Raw genomic sequence first — 18,639 nt, 5'->3', positions numbered from 1 at the left:
AATGCCTCTTTCTCGTCTTATTATTCAACAGTTTAGAAATATTAAAGCCTGTGATATAGAACTATCAGCAGGCTTTAACTTTCTTATCGGTGTCAATGGGAGCGGTAAAACCAGTGTTTTGGAAGCCATTTACTTGCTTGGTCATGGCCGCTCATTCAAGAGCAGTCTCACAGGACGCGTGATTCAAAATGGGTGCGACGAATTATTTGTACATGGTCGTTTTTTGAACTCGGATCAATTTGAGTTACCTATTGGCATTAATAAGCAGCGTGATGGCTCAACAGAGGTTAAAATAGGTGGTCAATCAGGGCAAAAGCTTGCTCAGTTGGCACAAGTGTTACCGTTACAGTTAATTCATCCAGAAGGTTTTGATTTGTTGACTGAGGGACCTAAGCACCGAAGAGCATTTATCGACTGGGGGGTCTTTCACACCGAGTCTGCATTTTATGATGCTTGGGGGCGATTTAAGCGCCTAAATAAACAAAGAAATGCTCTGCTGAAAACGGCCCGACATTATCACGAACTCAGTTATTGGGACAATGAAATGGCGGTATTGGCTGAAAATATCAGCCAGTGGAGAGAAGCTTATGTTGAACAGATGAAGAAAAAGGCGCAACAGATTTGTGGTGCCTTCTTACCCGAATTTGATATTCAACTAAGTTATTATCGTGGATGGGAGAAAGAAACGCCCTACCAAGAGATACTAAAGAACAATTTTGAACGTGATCAATCGCTAGGTTATACATTTAGTGGCCCTAATAAAGCGGATTTACGCATTAAGGTCAATGGTACACCGGTTGAAGATGTGCTTTCACGAGGGCAGTTAAAGCTCATGGTATGCGCATTGCGCGTTGCGCAAGGGCAGCACCTAACAGATGTTACAGGCAAGCAATGCATTTATTTGATTGATGACTTTGCTTCAGAATTAGATAGTCAACGTCGTAAGCGTCTTGCGGATTGCTTAAAAGAGACGGGGGCACAAGTTTTTGTCAGCTCTATCACTGACCAACAAATCGCCGATATGCGCGATGAAAATGGTAAGATGTTTCGTGTCGAACATGGCACAATAGAGCAAAATATATAGTGGAAGATAACTCATGTCTGAAAATTACGATTCATCGAGTATTAAGGTACTAAAAGGTCTGGATGCGGTTCGCAAGCGTCCTGGTATGTACATTGGCGACACAGACGATGGCACTGGTCTGCACCACATGGTTTTTGAGGTGGTGGATAACTCAATTGATGAAGCGTTGGCAGGTCATTGTAAAGATATTATTGTCACTATTCATGAAGATAACTCAGTGTCAGTGCGAGATGACGGTCGTGGTATTCCTACAGAAATGCACCCTGAAGAGAACGTTTCTGCTGCAGAAGTCATCATGACAGTACTTCACGCTGGTGGTAAGTTTGATGATAATTCCTACAAAGTTTCTGGTGGACTTCATGGCGTGGGTGTCTCGGTGGTTAATGCTTTGTCAGAGAAAGTGGTGTTAACGATTCATCGTGGTGGAAATATTCACTCTCAAACTTACCATCATGGTGAACCACAAGCACCGCTTGCTGTTTTGGGTGATACGCAAAATACCGGGACAGAAATACGCTTTTGGCCGAGCGCAGAAACTTTTTCAAATACGGAGTTTCACTACGATATTCTTGCTAAGCGATTACGTGAACTTTCTTTTCTTAACTCTGGTGTATCGATTAAGCTCATCGATGAGCGCGAAGATGATAAGAGCGATCACTTCATGTTTGAAGGAGGCATTCAAGCCTTCGTTGACCACCTAAATACCAATAAAACGCCAATAATTGACAAGATCTTCCATTTTGATTTTGAGCGTGAAGATGGCATTTCGGTAGAAGTCGCCATGCAATGGAATGATGGTTTCCAAGAGAACATTTATTGCTTTACCAATAATATTCCTCAGCGTGATGGTGGTACTCACCTCGCTGGTTTTCGTGCCGCATTGACTCGTACCTTGAATTCTTTCATGGACAAAGAAGGCTTTTCTAAAAAAGCGAAGACAGCGACGTCAGGCGATGATGCGAGAGAAGGATTGACCGCGGTTGTTTCCGTCAAAGTGCCTGATCCTAAGTTTTCTAGCCAAACCAAAGATAAATTAGTTTCTTCTGAGGTTAAATCGGCGGTTGAGTCAGCGATGGGTGAGAAATTAGCCGAGTTCTTAGTTGAAAACCCAAGCGAAGCCAAAATGGTGTGCAGCAAAATTATCGATGCTGCTCGCGCTCGTGAAGCGGCGCGTAAAGCGCGCGAGATGACTCGTCGCAAAGGAGCACTGGATTTGGCGGGCTTGCCTGGCAAACTTGCGGATTGCCAAGAGAAAGACCCTGCACTCTCTGAACTGTACATAGTGGAGGGAGATTCTGCGGGTGGTTCTGCTAAGCAGGGGCGTAACCGTAAGAACCAAGCCATTCTTCCTTTGAAAGGAAAAATCCTCAACGTTGAGAAAGCGCGCTTTGATAAAATGTTGTCTTCTCAGGAGGTCGCTACCCTGATCACGGCGTTAGGATGTGGTATTGGTCGTGATGAATATAACCCTGATAAGCTGCGTTACCATAATATCATTATTATGACCGATGCTGACGTTGATGGTTCTCACATCCGAACTCTGCTGTTGACGTTTTTCTATCGTCAAATGCCAGAGCTTATTGAACGTGGTTATGTCTATATTGCTCAACCACCTCTATACAAGGTGAAAAAGGGCAAACAGGAGCGTTACATCAAAGATGAAGACGCCATGAATGACTATCAGTTCTCTCTTGCCCTTGAGAATGCGACATTGCACGTCAATGCCCAAGCCCCAGCGATGTCAGGTGAAGCGCTAGAGAAACTGGTTAAGCAATATAACGCAGGGATTAAGCTGGTTGATCGAATGAGTCGCCGCTACCCTCGTGCATTGATGCATGAACTTATCTACTCACCGCGACTCACTGCTAACCAGTGTCACAGCGAGGATGACGTTCAAACTTGGACCAAACAATTAGTTGAGCAGCTAAATGCCAAAGAGGTTGGTGCGAGCCAGTATAGTTTTGAAGTTGAACAGCATGTAGAGCTTGGCTTAAACCTTCCGAAAATTATTGTACGCACGCATGGTGTTACCCATGAATACGCGTTAAGTATCGATTTGTTTAATTCCAAAGAGTACGCCAAACTTGCTGATCTGTCTGAGGCATTAAATGGATTGATCGAAGAAGATGCCTACATTAAACGAGGAGAGCGAACTCAACCGGTTGCAAGCTTTGTTGAAGCTCTTGAGTGGCTGATGAAGGAATCTCGTCGTGGTTTGAGCCTACAGCGTTATAAAGGTCTAGGCGAAATGAACCCTGACCAATTATGGGAAACAACAATGGATCCTGAAACTCGTCGTATGATGCAAGTAACCATTGAAGATGCGGTAGGTGCTGATCAACTCTTTACTACCTTGATGGGTGATCAAGTTGAACCACGAAGAAACTTTATTGAAGAAAATGCACTGAAAGTGGCCAATCTTGACGTTTAGCCACTGAATGTTTAAAAATACCGCCTTGTTTGGCGGTATTTTTATATTTAAAACAAAAGCTTATGATGTTTTTGCTAAATAATGACTGTCTACCCTTGAAATCGCCCCCTCGCGTACTCATATCTATTTATGAAAGGAAGACGAGCTTGCTCAAATGAGAAGTTTGGCTCTTTTCAAACGCGAAGTAGCTGTCGCCCTGACGGGGATAAGGTGTTCGCTTCACACGATTGTTGAGTTTACGTCTTTGTTAAGAGTAAACCCACATCACTAGCTAACAATGGCTTGGCCATTGACTCACGCTGGTACTATTGCTTAATTAAGAGGATAGCATTATGAGAACTGTAGATTTCACTCCTTTATACCGTAACGCCATTGGTTTTGATCGTCTTTTCAATATGATGGAAGCGAATACATCAAAAAATACCTCAGGCGGATACCCTCCATACAACATCGAACAGCAAGATGAAAATCACTATCGCATCACAATGGCGGTGGCAGGTTTTTCTGAAGACCAACTTGATTTGACGCAGAAAGAAAATACCTTGATCGTCAAAGGTGAGCGTCAGTCTGAAGATGAGAAACAATACGTTTATCAAGGTATTGCAGAACGTGACTTTGAACGTAAGTTTCAGCTGGCAGACTATGTGAAAGTTGTCGGTGCGAGTATGGAAAACGGTCTTTTGCACATCGACTTAGAGCGCGAAATTCCAGAAGCTATGCAGCCAAGAAAAATTGCTATCAATGGTAAGCAATTAATCGAAGGCTAACTGCGGGTAAAGAGTGAAGAGCGCCCAAGGCGCTCTTTTTTTAGCTTTGATAAGCTTTGGCCACTTCTTCTGCGATGACGTCTATACCACTTTTCATTAAATCGTCGCTTTGGACATAGTTCATTCTCAAGCATTGGCTCTTATGCGGCCAATTGTCTTTTTGACCAACAAAAAAATACTCGCCGGGTACTATTAATACGCCACGCGCTTTTAGGCGTCGGTAAAGTTCCATTGTTGTGATGGGAAGTTCATCAAACCATAACCAAAGGAACATGGCTCCTTCCGGTTTGTGGATGCGAAAACGAGTATCCGTAATGGCTTCTTGGAGTAACTCAACAGCACGAGCTGATTTTTGTTGGTAGAAAGGTTTAATGACATCACCACTAAGTTTCAGCAAATCATCGTTTTCTATCATGTGGTGACCCAATGCAGGGCCAAGACTCCCAGGCGCTAGGCTTATAATCCCGTTCATATTAGCCATGGCTTGTGTGATGGTTTCATTGGCGATAACGATGCCACAGCGCAGCCCAGGAAGCCCGAGCTTTGATAAGCTCATACACAGAATAGTATTCTCATTCCAAAAAGGTTTTACATCTTCAAAGATAATGTTGGGGAAGGGCAAACCATAGGCATTATCTAAGATCAGTGGAATATTGTTATCGCGCGCTAACTGATCTAGCTTACGAATTTCTTCATCGGTTAATACATTGCCCGTCGGGTTAGTTGGCCTTGAGGCACAGATAGCAGCAATAGAATCATCGATTGTTAATGTTTCGAAATCAACGTGATACTTAAATAATCGGTTTTCGAGTAGTGTGATTTCAGGTCGGTAGGAAACAAAGATATCCTCATTGATACCCGCGTCACCATAGCCGATGTATTCAGGAGCCAGTGGTAGTAGAATTTTTTTGTGCGAATGGTCTGCTTGCTCTCCAGCGAGGAGATTAAATAAGTAAAAGAAACCACTTTGACTGCCGTTGGTTAAACTAATGTTTTTTTCGCTAATGTTCCAACCGTAGGTGTCTTTGAGCAGCTTAGCGAGCGCTTTAACGAAGGCGTCTTTTCCTTGAGGGCCATCATAATTTGCCATTGCATTAATAAGTTGGCCATTTTGCAGCAATTCTTCACTGGCTTGTTGAAAGTAGTCGAGCATGGCGGGGATGGCGGCGGGGTTTCCACCTCCAAGCATAATCGCTCCCGGGGTTTGTAGTCCCTCGTTTAAATCGTCCATCAACTGAGTGATACCAGAATACTGATTAAATTTTTCACCAAACTTAGAGAACTGCATGTCTTTTCACACCTAATCCATTGTTATCGAGTCTTTTGTAATAAGTAACCAGAATGATTCTGGTCAATAAGGCAATGTTTGAACATACCGTAATGTTGATACGAGGCAAAGGATAAAATGTCGGCATTTGGAACTAAAAAGCCCAACTGGATTAAGTTGGGCTTTTTTATTTACGTGATGAGATCCATCGCTACTTTTGCAATAAGGAGATATCTGCAATTTGCAGGAACAGATTACGCAGCTGATTGAGTAGTGTTAGGCGGTTTTTCTTGAGGGCTTCATCGTCAGCCATCACCATGACGTTATCGAAGAACTTATCTACGGGCTCACGCAGCTCGGCAAGTTGCGTCAACTGCTGTTGGTAGCCACCGTTTTTCAACTCTATTGAAACCGCTGGAGTGGCAAGAGCTTGGTAAAGCGCTTGTTCAGGTTCTTCGGTTAGAAGGGTTTCATCTACACGCTCTGGTAAGTCACCTTCAAATTTCGCCAGTATGTTGCTGACACGTTTGTTCGCCGCAGCCAGTGGCTCTGCCGCGTCAAGAGTGCGGAAGTGCGAAACGGCTTTGACGCGTTGGTCAAAATCAGCCGGCTTGGTTGGACGCCTTGCCAATACAGCTTGAATAACATCAATGCTGAAGCCTTGATCTTGGTACCAAGCTCTAAAGCGTCCAAGCATGAAGTCAATCACTTCATGTTCAACTGACTCATTGGTTAATCGAGAGCCAAAGAGTGACTTGGCTTTCGCTATTAAGTCAACCAAGTCAAGGTCGTAACCGTATTCAACGATAATACGTAGTAAGCCCAAAGAGGCTCGACGTAGTGCAAATGGGTCAGAGCCTTTTGGTGCTTGCCCAATACCAAAAATACCCACGATGGTATCCAGTTTGTCTGCTAGGGCTACCGCTGTTGACACCCCATCTGATGGCAGTGTATCACCTGCAAAGCGTGGCATGTACTGCTCGTTTAGTGCCAGAGCGACTTCTTCGGCTTCACCATCGTGACGGGCATAATGCATCCCCATCACACCTTGAGTGTCGGTAAACTCAAACACCATAGAAGTCATCAGGTCACACTTGGCTAATAGGCCAGCACGCTCTGATTTCTCGACATCAGCACCAATTTTGTTGGCAATGTAACCCGCTAATTCGGTAATACGATCGGTTTTATCTTTGATGGTCCCGAGTTGTTTTTGGAAAATAGCGGAATCGAGCTCAGGCAGACGGTCTATTAGAGGGCGCTTGCGGTCTGTGTTGAAAAAGAACTCGGCATCGGCAAGGCGAGGGCGAACCACTTTTTCGTTGCCTTCGATAACTTGACGAGGGTCTTTGGATTCAATGTTTGAGACAAAGATAAAATTCGGTAGCAGTTTCTTGTCTTCTGTGTAAACAGGGAAATACTTCTGATCCCCCTTCATGGTGTAGACAAGGGCCTCTGATGGCACTTTGAGGAATTCTTCCTCAAATTTAGCTGTTAATACTACCGGCCACTCGACGAGGGAAGTGACCTCTTCGACGAGTTCATCTTCCAAATCGGCGAGACCACCAATGGCTGAGGCTGCCTTTTGTGCGTCCGCAAGGATAAGCGCTTTTCGCGCTTCGTAATCCGCCATAACTTTACCGCGTGTCTCAAGGATCTCAGGGTATTGTTCGGCTGACTCGATAGTAAATTCTTGCTCGCCCATAAATCGATGGCCGCGCAGGGTGCGAGAAGATTGAACACCGAGGATTTCTCCTTCAATGAGTTCGCTGCCCAGTAAGATGGTCAGTGTTTTGACTGGACGAATAAATTGTGTGGTCTTATCGCCCCAGCGCATTGGCTTAGCGATCGGCAGTTTGGCCAGTGCCTTTGCCGCAAGTTCAACAACGATAGCTGTGGTTGATTGACCTTTAACTTCTTGTTTGAAAAGCAGCCACTCACCTTTGTCTGTGACCATGCGTTCTGCTTGCTCAACAGCGATACCACAGCCTCGAGCCCACCCTTGAGCGGCTTTGGTTGGGTTCCCTTCTGCATCGAAGGCAGCAGACACTGCTGGACCGCGCTTTTCAACCACTTTATCCGCCTGACTCTCTGCAAGTTCAGTCACTTTCAATGCCAAGCGGCGAGGCGCTGCAAACCACTTGATGCCTTGGTGATCAAGCTCTGCTTCTTTAAGCTCGGTGGTAAAATTGCTGGCAAAGGCTTCGGCAAGTGTACGCAATTGGGTTGGCGGCAGCTCTTCAGTGCCCAGCTCAATTAAAAATTCTTTTGTCATTATCTTCTGCCCTTACGCCTGTTGTTTTTTACACATTGGGAAACCTAGCGCTTCGCGTGATGCGTAATATGCTTCTGCGACCGATTTGGTTAGGTTGCGGATCCTTAGGATATAACGTTGACGCTCAGTCACTGAGATGGCTTTGCGGGCATCGAGCAAGTTAAAAGCGTGGCCCGCTTTTAATATCCGCTCGTACGCTGGAAGTGGCAGTGGCTTGTCAAGCGCAAGCAACTCTTGACATTCTTTTTCACATTGCTCAAATAAGCCAAATAGAAAGTCGACATCTGCGTGTTCAAAGTTGTAGGTGGATTGTTCCACCTCATTTTGATGAAAAATATCACCATAGGTCACCTGACTTCCATCGGGTGCGATATTCCATACTAGATCGTATATAGAGTCGACCTCTTGAATATACATAGCCAGACGCTCAATACCATAGGTGATTTCACCCGTGACAGGCTTACATTCTAGGCCTCCTACTTGCTGGAAGTAGGTAAATTGAGAGATTTCCATACCATTGAGCCAGACTTCCCAACCAAGTCCCCAAGCTCCCAGTGTTGGGTTTTCCCAGTTGTCCTCTACAAAACGAATATCATGAACAAGCGGGTCAACGCCTAAGACTTCGAGAGAGCCAAGGTAAAGCTCTTGAATATTGTCTGGGGATGGCTTAAGCGCCACCTGAAATTGGTAATAATGCTGAAGTCGATTAGGGTTTTCACCGTAACGGCCATCAGTTGGGCGTCGTGATGGTTGAACATAAGCCGTAGACATGGGCTCTGGCCCAAGCGCACGCAAACAGGTCATGGGATGAGAGGTACCAGCTCCTACTTCCATATCGAGTGGCTGTACAATAGAGCAGCCGTTTTGTGCCCAATAATCCTGCAGCGCGAGGATCATTTCCTGGAAGGTTTTGATATCGTATTTTTGCATAAGTCAGGTTCGCGCGATTCTCATATTACTGATCAAGTCGTCTTATTTGCCAAAAGTACAAGCCCTAGCAATGGCGAGTTGAAGTAATGACGGTTGAATAAAATAACACTCAAGTATACCCAGATATTGTCCGTACGAGTAGGGGTAATTTTGATTAATTCATAAGCATTTTATGAATTCTATGGCCATATTATTTCGTGAGTGAGGTAGGTTTTGCTTTAACAATTGCCGTTATGTCAAGTTATCGCATTATCATCATGAGTGTACGACACTTTTTGGTGTCGATTGCATAGGGGGTGTTCATGCTCTCACGATATAAAGAAATAAGTCCAAATCATCAATTTTACCTGTTTACTCTCGGTCTAGTGTTATGCCTGTTGGCGATGGTATTGACAGATATGTGGCTGCCCATCGTGGCGGGAACCTATATTATGACAGGCCTCGTCGTCGAGGCATGGGTGCGCTTGGTACATATTCTTCCTTTGCAGGACGATATGGCGCGAATACAGCAAGAACTGACGAGATTGAATGAGCAATTGGATAAGTTGCAAGAGGTTGAACAGTCTTCAGCCCCTCACTCTTAGTCAAACTATCCCTTTTTTTATCAGAAATTGATACGGGATTTGCTCTGTTTGTGCTTGTAGCAATTCGTGATCCATAAAGCGACAAAAACTGGGTATATCGCGTGTAGTCGATGGATCATCTGCGGTGACCAGAAGTGTCTCACCTTGCTGCATGTTTCTTATTGTCTTCCTGACCATCATTACTGGCTCTGGACAGCGTAATCCTTGCGTCTCCAGTGTCATGTTTGCTTGCTTGAAATCGAACATCGTGGTCATTTCTTTTGTTTACTGATTCAGCCTAGATGATACTAGTGAAGAAAAAATATTCAATAACCTCTTGGCAAAGCGATCATTTTGTTTTAACTTATTTAACATCTTGGTAACAAAGTGGGATTTGTAGATGCTAACAGTGCTGGATCGGATCACTATCTACTCTGTGCTGTGTTTTATCTCGTTCGCTGCATTGGTGTTGCGTTCATCGAATGAAGCGACATCGTTTTTGCCGCTGCTCGGCGTTGTGGCGACTTTGTTTGGTATTTGGCTCGAGGTGTTCCGCGATACATCTCAAGAGCAAAGTGATTAAGTAGTCTCCTGCTTTAGGGTGGCAACCTTTACCTTATTCCGACACTATCCCCAGTTTTCTTGGGCTTCCCCGCTGAAAGGCGGGATTTTTTTTGCCTAAAAGTTACAATAGTGACTGCGTTTGTATGAAATTAAGTGAGTTGATTTTGGAACTGGAAGATATTTACCGTCGCGATCTTAATCTCTTTATTGCTTTGCGAGTGCTGATTGAAGAAGGCAGTGTCAGTCGCGCCGCTCAACGTTTGAGCCTTAGTCAATCAGCCATGAGTCGAGTGCTGGGACGTTTAAGAATCATGTTAGAGGACCCTTTGTTTACCCGACATGGCCAGCAGTTAATTGCTACTGAAAAGGCGTTGGCGATCGATAAAAATTTAAGTGAGCCATTGGATGCCCTAAGACATATTCTTTCACCGCAAGAGTTTGAACCACAGTATTGTGAGCAAACCTTTCATATTGCGATGACAGATTATGCCATGCAAACTGTGTTGCCGTTTATTTTAAAAAGGCTTTATCAAGCGGCACCTAAATTATCGTTAAATCTCATTCCGCTTCAGCACACAAGGCTTTTTGAACAATTAACCTACGAAAGTGTCGATTTGGCTATTTGTCGGCCAACTCAATCTATTCAAGGGTTATCCAATGTCAGACTTGGTAAGGTAGGGGTGCTGTGTTTGGTGACGAAAAACCATCCGTTGGCGGACAAAGTCATTGAACTTTCAGACTATCTTACGATGCCAAATGCTTTGATTGCCATCAGTGATGGGGTTAAGGCATTAATCGATCAATCGTTGCAATCCCATCCGGCACGAAAAACAGTGTTGAGAGCTTATCACTTAGAGGCGGCACTCGCGATCGCTGATATGATGCCGTTAATTATGACGGTACCGGCGGATTTGGCGTATATGATGGCTAAGCGCTATCAGTTGAAGGTCAAGCCGTTACCTTTTGAGTTTGCTCCTTTTGACTACTCAATGATTTGGCATCCAAGGTGCGAATATTCCAAGGCACATGAGTGGCTGCGATCTTTGGTGATTGAAGAGTGTCGTGAGCTGATTGGTCAAAGGCCGCCAAACTTTATTGAAAATTAGTGCCAATAGACATTGGCACTAATTTATCATCACAGTTTTACCACAACACGACCCGTGGTTTTACCTTGAGTAATGGCATGAGCATAATCGATCGCTTGATCAAGGGAGATTTCGCTGCAAGCTTGTTGGAAGAAGCGATTAGGTAGGATTTCAACCAGCTTTTCCCATGTCGCTTGGCGCTTCTCTGCTGGACACATAACGGAGTCTATTCCTTGCAATCGAACGTTACGTAAGATGAAGGGCATCACAGTGGTGGGCAGATCAAACCCTCCCGCTAAGCCACAAGCTGCGACGGCACTATTGTAGTCCATTTGCGCGAGGACTTTGGCAAGCACGCTGCTGCCGACGGTATCTATTGCACCAGCCCAGCATTGTTTCTCCAATGGTCTGGGCGGCTGCTCAAACTCTGAGCGGTCGATAATTCTGCCGGCCCCCAGTCTTTCTAGCAGTGGGCCATTTTGTTCTGAACGCCCTGTCACTGCCGCCACAGAATAACCGAGTTGGGATAAAAGCGTTACGGCGACGGAGCCGACACCACCACTTGCGCCAGTCACCAGTATTTCGCCTTTTGATGGGGTAACATCCGCCTCGATAAGAGCTTGCACACACAGCATAGCGGTGAATCCAGCTGTGCCTATCATCATGGCTTTTTTACTGGTTAAGCCCTCGGGCTGGTGAACCAGCCAATCACCTTTTACTCTGGCTTGCTGAGCCATTCCACCCCAGTGTTTTTCACCTACCCCCCAGCCAGTGAGAATGACATTATCCCCTTGCTGGTAGTTAGGGTTATCAGAATGAGCTACTTTACCAGCCATATCGATACCGGGAACCATAGGAAATTGCTGAACGACTTTTCCCTTACCTGTAATCGCGAGGCCATCTTTGTAATTGAGTGATGAGTATTCAACATCAATTAACACTTCACCTTCAGGAAGCTGGCTTTGGTCAATGTTTTCAATAGAAGCAAGGGTACGCTTTTCTTCTTGGTTTAGAATCAGGGCATTAAACATGTGCTCTCTCCAAAATCACGGGCGGCCAAAAACAGCTAAGAGTGTAGACGTATTTTTGCTATGACAAAAATGAAACTTAATCATGGTGGCTATGCAGGCAAAGCATAAACAGTTTAGCTGCAATACCTTGTTAATCGTATTTAGAGTGATGGTGAAATGAAATAAAGGGGCAGAAGATACCGCCCCTTTGTCCATATTACGAGGAAAGAAAAAATTTGTAAGATGGGTTGTCAGTTTCATCCTTACATTGATAGCCAAGCTCTCGCAAATGCGTCGAGAAGCGAGCAAGATCGGATTCGTCGAGTTCAAAGCCGCACAGCACTCGACCATAGTCAGCGCCATGGTTGCGGTAGTTAAACAAGCTGATATTCCAGTGCGTGCCAAGTGTACTGAGAAAATTAAGTAGTGCACCTGGATATTCTGGAAACTCAAAACTGTACAGGCGCTCTTTAAGTTGTTTCGATGGTCGGCCGCCAATCATATAGCGAATGTGTAACTTAGCCATTTCATCATCGGACAGATCAACCACGGGGTATCCTCCATCACGCAGGTCGTGAATAATATGGTCAAGCTCTTCTTGGCCACCTTGCAAACGAACGCCGACAAAAATATTGGCTAATGCATCATCGTTATAGCGGTAGTTGAATTCTGTCACCGCTCGCCCACCAATCAGGTTACAAAACTCAAAGAAAGCTCCTTGACGCTCAGGAATAGTCACCGCTAATAAGCCTTCTCGTTTTTCACCTAGCTCGCAGCGTTCCGATACATACCGCAGACCGTGGAAATTGGTGTTTGCACCAGATAGGACGGTACCAAGTTGATTGTCTTTTAACTGGTGTTTCTCAGCGTATTTTTTCAGCCCAGCAAGTGCTAACGCACCAGAAGGCTCGGCAATCGCACGAGTATCTTCGAAGATATCTTTAACGGCTGCGCAGATCTCATCACTTGATACACAAATATGTCCATCGAGATATTGTTGGCACAATCTAAAGGTTTCGTCACCGATACGTTTTACTGCAACACCATCAGCAAACAAACTGACTTGGTCAAGTGCAACGGGCTCACCAGCATCGAGCGCTGCTTTTAAACATGCGGAGTCTTCAGGTTCAACGGCAATGACCTTAATTTCAGGCATTAATTGTTTGACCAATACCGCCACACCAGCCGCTAGACCGCCGCCTCCAGCAGGGACAAAGATATAATCCAAGTGGCTGTTTTGCTGTAGCATTTCCATGCCAATCGTCCCTTGCCCAGCGATCACGAGAGGGTGATCAAAAGGGGGAACAAAGGTATAGCCATGTTGCGCTGATAGCCGTTCTGCTTCTGCCTTGGCTTCATCAAAATTGCTACCATGCAATATCACGTTACCACCAAACCCTCTTACCGCTTGTACCTTTATATCAGGAGTGGTTTGTGGCATAACGATGGTGGTTTTTATATCTAATTTACTGCCGGAAAGCGCTAATCCTTGTGCGTGATTACCCGCAGATGCGGTAATCACTCCAGCCGATTTTTGTGACTCTGATAAACTGGCCACCATATTGTAGGCACCGCGCAACTTAAACGAATGCACAGGTTGGCGATCTTCGCGTTTTATTTGGACATGATTGCCGATTCGCTGGGTTAGCCGGGGCATAGGTTGCAGAGGGGTGACCGCCGCAACCTCATACACTGGAGCTTTGAGTATCTGGCGCAGATAATCAGCGCCAGTTTGTAATGTACGACTCATAAGCTAGTCCTCTAGCTTAGTCTTATCTCGCACCGCGCCTTTATCGGCACTGGTTGCCATACTTGCATACGCTTTCAATGCAAACGAGACTTCCCGCTGTCGATTAGCAGGCTTCCAGCCTTTATCGTCTTGTTCTTGACGGCGCTGCGAGAGTTCTTGTTCAGAAACTTGCAATGAGATACTGCGGTTAGGAATGTCAATGGCAATGGTATCTCCAGGTCTTACAAGGCCAATTGTGCCTCCATCTGCTGCCTCAGGAGAGGCATGGCCAATTGACAGGCCCGATGTTCCACCCGAGAAACGTCCATCGGTGAGTAGTGCACATTCTTTTCCAAGTCCCATTGATTTCAGGTAAGTGGTGGGATAGAGCATTTCTTGCATACCAGGCCCGCCTTTGGGGCCTTCATAGCGGATCACTACTACATCACCTGCTTTGACTTTTCCTCCCAATATTCCTTCAACTGCGTCTTCTTGACTTTCAAATACGACGGCAGGTCCAGTAAAGGTTAAAATACTTTCGTCCACACCTGCTGTCTTAACGATACAGCCATCCAAGGCAATGTTACCTTTTAAAACGGCAAGACCACCTTCTTGACTAAAAGCATTGTCTTTGGTGCGTATACAGCCGTGCTCTCTGTCATCGTCTAGTCGATCCCAGCGGCAATCTTGTGAGAAAGCTTGGGTGGTACGTATGCCTGCAGGACCAGCACGGAAAAACTGCAAAACATCCGCATCGTCAGTTTGCATAATATCGTATTGAGCGAGCTGCTCTTTCATCGATAGTCCAAGTACAGTACGGGTATCATTGTGCAGCAAACCTGCCCGGTCTAGCTCACCTAAGATAGCCATAACGCCGCCTGCGCGATGGACATCTTCCATGTGATACTTTTCCGTCGAGGGGGCGACTTTACACAGGTGCGGCACTCGGCGGGATAGGCGATCGATATCGGCCATATCGAATTTTACCTCTCCTTCTTGAGCGGCAGCGAGTAAATGTAAAATCGTATTGGTTGATCCTCCCATCGCAATATCAAGTGCCATGGCATTTTCGAATGCATCGAATGTTGCGATGTTGCGTGGCAGAGCGGATTCATCGTCTTGCTCATAGTAACGACGAGTCAAGTCAACAATACGTCGACCTGCATTGAGAAACAGAGCCTCTCGGTCGGCGTGAGTGGCTAACATTGAACCATTACCGGGTTGCGATAACCCCAGAGCTTCGGTGAGGCAGTTCATTGAATTGGCGGTAAACATACCTGAGCAGGAGCCGCAAGTTGGACAAGCAGAGCGCTCGATCTGTTCGCTTTGTTCATCTGACACACTCGGATCAGCGCCTTGAATCATGGCGTCGACCAAATCGAGTTTGATGATTTGATCAGAAAGCTTGGTTTTACCCGCCTCCATTGGACCACCCGAAACAAAAATAGCCGGTATGTTGAGGCGCATCGAAGCCATTAACATTCCTGGAGTAATTTTATCACAGTTGGAGATGCACACCATGGCATCAGCACAGTGTGCATTGACCATATACTCGACGGAATCGGCGATAAGCTCACGAGAGGGAAGGGAATACAGCATGCCCCCGTGCCCCATTGCAATACCATCGTCCACGGCAATTGTGTTGAATTCTTTAGCGATGCCCCCTGCTTTCTCAATTTCTCGAGCGACAAGCTGGCCCATATCTTTGAGGTGTACATGCCCAGGAACGAACTGGGTAAAGGAATTTACGACGGCAATGATAGGTTTACCAAAGTCTTCATCTTTGACACCAGTGGCGCGCCATAAAGCGCGCGCACCTGCCATGTTTCGGCCGTGAGTTGTGGTTGCTGAACGGTATTTAGGCATCTTACTACTTCCTATTATTTTATTTTTACCGATAGTTATTTTTTATTAGGCTTGGTCTGGATAAACGTAGTCCAGCCAGCCCCATTTATCTTCAGTGGTGCCGTTGAAAAGGCCAAAGTAGGCAGCTTGCAGCTCTTTGGTTATCTGGCCACGTTTGCCACTGCCTATTTCAATTTTATCTATAGTTGCAACAGGAACGACCTCTGCTGCAGTACCTGTCATAAAGACCTCATCAGCTAAGTACAGGGCTTCACGAGCAATATTGGCTTCACGTACTTCATAGCCTCTGTCTCGCGCTAATGTCATCAAGGTGTCACGAGTAATACCTGGAAGAATAGCACTGGTCGCTGGTGGGGTGGTGAGCACACCATCTTTGATGACAAAGATATTTTCTCCAGCACCTTCTGATAAGTAACCATCAACACTTAATGCGATACCTTCATCGTAACCATGTCGTCGGGCTTCTCCACCAACGAGCAGAGACGACAAATAGTTTCCTCCTGCTTTGGCAGCAGTTGGGATGGTATTTGGGGCGGCACGATTCCAACTGGATATCATGGCGTCCACACCTTTCTCCAGTGCTTCATCGCCCAGATACGCTCCCCATGGGAAAGCAGCGATGATAAGATCCATTTCAGTACCGACAGGTGGGCAAACGCCAAGACCAACATTACCAACAAAGCCGAGTGGGCGAATGTAAGCGCTGTCGAGTTTATTTTGGCGCAGGGTTTCGCGGGTTGCTTCCATTATTTCTTCGACGCTGAATGGGATCGGGAAACGGTAGATTTTGGCAGAATCCTTAAGCCGTTTGGCATGCTCTTTATGGCGGAATACGATTGGACCTTTTGGTGTGTTATAGCAGCGCACACCCTCAAAGACGGAGGTGCCATAATGCATCGCATGGGTCAGTACATGTACGTTTGCTTCTGCCCAAGGTACCATCTTGCCGTTAAACCAAATGAAATCCGCTGTTTTTGTTGCCATTATTGTTTTCCTTATGCACAAATCTTTTGTTGAAGGTTATTGTTCGGTAATTCGTCAGTAGCGATTTCAGTGACATTAACACTTTTTACATCCCATAACTTCTCAATTTGGTTGGTTAAAAAGGAGATGGGCCTGTCGCTGTCGACGATGATCTCTACACTAGCAATTTTACTCTCATGATTCTGTGTTCCAGCAACTTGTTTGACAATAAAGCCCCGATGGCGAACCACGCGAAGAACACGCTCTAGTAAGACGGGTTTATCATCAGCTTTGATATCGATAAGGTATCTTTTCATATTAGGTGTTCTCCAACATATCGGTATTTGAGGCACCTGGTGGAACAAGGGGCCAGACGTTTTCTTCTTCATCGATAACTACGTGAAGTAAATAAGAGGTCTTACTTGCGAGCATTTCTTGTAATGCCGGTACAACTTCGCTTTTTCTTGAGATCACTTTACCAGGAATATCAAAGGCTTTGGCTAAGGTGACAAAATCTGGATTATCATCAAGGATAGTTTGACTGTGGCGACCATCAAAGAACAAAGATTGCCATTGGCGAACCATGCCCAAACGTTGGTTATCCAGCAGGACCACTTTTACCGGAATTTGGCGGCGTTTTAGAGTACCAAGTTCCTGAATATTCATCATAAATGAGCCATCCCCTGTGATGAGGATTGACTGGTCATCAGGACGAGCCACGGCCGCCCCCATTGCTGCAGGTAAACCGAAGCCCATAGTGCCAAGACCTGCTGAGGTTATGAAGTTCTGTGGATCTCTAGGCTGAATGTGCTGTGCTGCCCACATCTGGTGTTGGCCAACGTCGGTAGATACCATGGCACTATCGGGCATCATATCAGACAATTGTTTGAGTAAGCCCGGTGCATAGATGAGATCGCCTGGATGGTCATAGCGCCATTTGAAACCGCTACGTAAGCTTTCACAGTGCTTGAGCCACGGCGTGATGTCTTTCGATAGCTCTAATTGAGCAAGCGCTGGTTGAATAGTACTGCGTAATGGGGCATTGGCTTTACGTAATTTGTGTATCTCAGCTGCATCGATATCGATGTGAATTACTTTCGCATTGGGTGCAAATGAGTCCAGTTTGCCAGTGACTCTATCGTCAAATCGAGCACCTACGGCAATGAGTAAGTCGCATTCTTGAACAACCAAGTTGGCCGCTTTTGTGCCGTGCATACCGAGCATACCTAAATAATGCGGGTCGTGGCGTTCAATCGTCCCTAAACCTTTGAGAGTGCTTACTGAAGGCATAGGGTTGAGGCGTAGAAATTCTCTTACCGCTTGTGTGGCATTGCCCAACTGAACACCGCCTCCAACGTAGAACACGGGGCGAGAGCTGCTGTTGATCAAGTCTTGTGCGGCCAAAAAGGCTTGCTCATCGGCGGTGGGCTGAGCAGGTTGTGGCAAAGAGGGTAAAGTGCCAACGGGGGCATTTGCCAATTGAACATCTTTAGCGATATCAACAATAACAGGGCCTGGTCGTCCACTTTGAGCGACAATAAATGCTTCGGCTAAGGTGGGGGCCAACTCGTTAATATCCGTGACAAGATAACTGTGTTTGGTACAGGACAGTGACATACCAATCACGTCCATTTCTTGAAATGCGTCGGTACCGATATGTGAGCTGGCGACTTGACCTGTTATCGCGATCATAGGAATCGAGTCCATAAAGGCATCAGCAAGGCCAGTGACTAAGTTTGTCGCTCCCGGTCCAGAGGTTGCCATACAGACGGCAACTTTTTGCTCTGCACGTGCCATGCCGATGGCGGCCATTGCAGCGCCTTGCTCATGTCGGCACAGGATGTGCTCAACACCTCCGTCATAAAGCGCATCGTAGATGGGCATGATTGCCCCCCCTGGATAGCCAAAAACGGTGGTTATTCCCTGCTGTTTTAGGGCTTCTACGACTAGTTCAGCTCCTGTCATTGCGCTCTCCCGACGTATTTTTTATGTAATCTTGTGTTGTCTTGCACATCGTGTGCACTCCCATTCTTCCTGTTGCCTGTGCGTCTAAATTGTTAAGCGATAAATTACAAAAAACCCCGGCTTTCTAGTGCGGGGTTTTTGGT

At 45.9% G+C, this 18,639-nt stretch carries 16 protein-coding genes; 6 read left to right on the top strand and 10 right to left on the bottom strand.

Annotated elements, in window-relative coordinates; all coding sequences use genetic code 11:
• Window position 1 precedes the first annotated feature (1 nt).
• From recF to RH40_RS05090, 3 genes are all read left to right on the top strand, one after another.
• Window positions 2-1,084 carry a DNA replication/repair protein RecF gene (gene recF, locus RH40_RS05100; RefSeq protein ID WP_009600306.1) on the top strand — a complete coding sequence of 361 codons (1,083 nt, stop codon included), beginning with the start codon at window positions 2-4 and terminating at the stop codon, window positions 1,082-1,084.
• 13 nt (window positions 1,085-1,097) lie between these two features.
• Complete coding sequence (gene gyrB, locus RH40_RS05095; protein ID WP_009600305.1) at window positions 1,098-3,515, top strand: DNA topoisomerase (ATP-hydrolyzing) subunit B; 2,418 nt, start codon at window positions 1,098-1,100, stop codon at window positions 3,513-3,515.
• A 332-nt stretch (window positions 3,516-3,847) separates the two neighbouring features.
• Window positions 3,848-4,282 (top strand): Hsp20 family protein, encoded by a 435-nt coding sequence (locus RH40_RS05090; RefSeq protein ID WP_009600304.1) that lies wholly within the window; start codon window positions 3,848-3,850, stop codon window positions 4,280-4,282.
• Between the two features lie 40 nt (window positions 4,283-4,322).
• Here RH40_RS05090 and RH40_RS05085 read toward each other — a convergent pair whose 3' ends face one another.
• The 3 genes from RH40_RS05085 to glyQ form a co-directional block, all read right to left on the bottom strand.
• Entirely contained in the window at window positions 4,323-5,570 is a 1,248-nt protein-coding gene (locus RH40_RS05085) for a valine--pyruvate transaminase (RefSeq protein WP_009600303.1), read from the bottom strand.
• Window positions 5,571-5,760: 190 nt separating this feature from the next.
• Window positions 5,761-7,821, bottom strand: a complete 2,061-nt coding sequence (glyS, locus tag RH40_RS05080) for a glycine--tRNA ligase subunit beta (protein WP_009600302.1) — start codon at window positions 7,819-7,821, stop codon at window positions 5,761-5,763.
• A 12-nt stretch (window positions 7,822-7,833) separates the two neighbouring features.
• Entirely contained in the window at window positions 7,834-8,751 is a 918-nt protein-coding gene (gene glyQ / locus RH40_RS05075) for a glycine--tRNA ligase subunit alpha (RefSeq protein ID WP_009600301.1), read from the bottom strand.
• Between the two features lie 302 nt (window positions 8,752-9,053).
• Here glyQ and RH40_RS05070 point away from each other — a divergent pair, with 302 nt between their 5' ends.
• Window positions 9,054-9,335, top strand: coding sequence for a hypothetical protein (locus RH40_RS05070; protein ID WP_009600300.1), 282 nt, complete (start codon window positions 9,054-9,056; stop codon window positions 9,333-9,335).
• Here the strand turns inward: RH40_RS05070 and tusA are convergent, their stop codons facing one another.
• A complete protein-coding gene (gene tusA / locus RH40_RS05065) occupies window positions 9,336-9,581 on the bottom strand; it encodes a sulfurtransferase TusA (RefSeq protein WP_009600299.1) in 246 nt (81 codons plus the stop codon).
• A 133-nt stretch (window positions 9,582-9,714) separates the two neighbouring features.
• Between tusA and RH40_RS05060 the strand changes: the two genes are divergently transcribed.
• Both RH40_RS05060 and RH40_RS05055 read left to right on the top strand, forming a co-directional pair.
• Window positions 9,715-9,897 carry a hypothetical protein gene (locus tag RH40_RS05060; RefSeq protein WP_009600298.1) on the top strand — a complete coding sequence of 61 codons (183 nt, stop codon included), beginning with the start codon at window positions 9,715-9,717 and terminating at the stop codon, window positions 9,895-9,897.
• Window positions 9,898-10,042: 145 nt separating this feature from the next.
• Complete coding sequence (locus RH40_RS05055) at window positions 10,043-10,984, top strand: LysR family transcriptional regulator (RefSeq protein ID WP_039954273.1); 942 nt, start codon at window positions 10,043-10,045, stop codon at window positions 10,982-10,984.
• A gap of 29 nt (window positions 10,985-11,013) precedes the next feature.
• On the opposite strand, the gene acuI is transcribed toward RH40_RS05055, so the two are convergent.
• The 6 genes from acuI to ilvG form a co-directional block, all read right to left on the bottom strand.
• Window positions 11,014-11,994: an acrylyl-CoA reductase (NADPH) gene (acuI, locus tag RH40_RS05050; protein ID WP_009600296.1), complete on the bottom strand. Its 981-nt coding sequence runs from the start codon at window positions 11,992-11,994 to the stop codon at window positions 11,014-11,016.
• Between the two features lie 196 nt (window positions 11,995-12,190).
• Complete coding sequence (gene ilvA / locus RH40_RS05045) at window positions 12,191-13,723, bottom strand: threonine ammonia-lyase, biosynthetic (RefSeq protein WP_009600295.1); 1,533 nt, start codon at window positions 13,721-13,723, stop codon at window positions 12,191-12,193.
• A gap of 3 nt (window positions 13,724-13,726) precedes the next feature.
• Window positions 13,727-15,568: a dihydroxy-acid dehydratase gene (gene ilvD, locus RH40_RS05040; RefSeq protein WP_009600294.1), complete on the bottom strand. Its 1,842-nt coding sequence runs from the start codon at window positions 15,566-15,568 to the stop codon at window positions 13,727-13,729.
• Window positions 15,569-15,613: 45 nt separating this feature from the next.
• Window positions 15,614-16,552: a branched-chain-amino-acid transaminase gene (gene ilvE, locus RH40_RS05035; RefSeq protein WP_009600293.1), complete on the bottom strand. Its 939-nt coding sequence runs from the start codon at window positions 16,550-16,552 to the stop codon at window positions 15,614-15,616.
• An 11-nt stretch (window positions 16,553-16,563) separates the two neighbouring features.
• Complete coding sequence (gene ilvM, locus RH40_RS05030; protein WP_009600292.1) at window positions 16,564-16,848, bottom strand: acetolactate synthase 2 small subunit; 285 nt, start codon at window positions 16,846-16,848, stop codon at window positions 16,564-16,566.
• A gap of 1 nt (window position 16,849) precedes the next feature.
• Complete coding sequence (gene ilvG, locus RH40_RS05025; protein ID WP_009600291.1) at window positions 16,850-18,496, bottom strand: acetolactate synthase 2 catalytic subunit; 1,647 nt, start codon at window positions 18,494-18,496, stop codon at window positions 16,850-16,852.
• Window positions 18,497-18,639 lie beyond the last annotated feature (143 nt).

Origin of the sequence: Vibrio caribbeanicus ATCC BAA-2122, assembly GCF_000165125.1 — a bacterium.
In the GTDB taxonomy this organism is placed as follows: Bacteria; Pseudomonadota; Gammaproteobacteria; order Enterobacterales; family Vibrionaceae; genus Vibrio; species Vibrio caribbeanicus.
The sequence above is the reverse complement of the archived record's forward strand: the minus strand, read 5'-3'. Positions and strand labels throughout refer to the sequence as shown.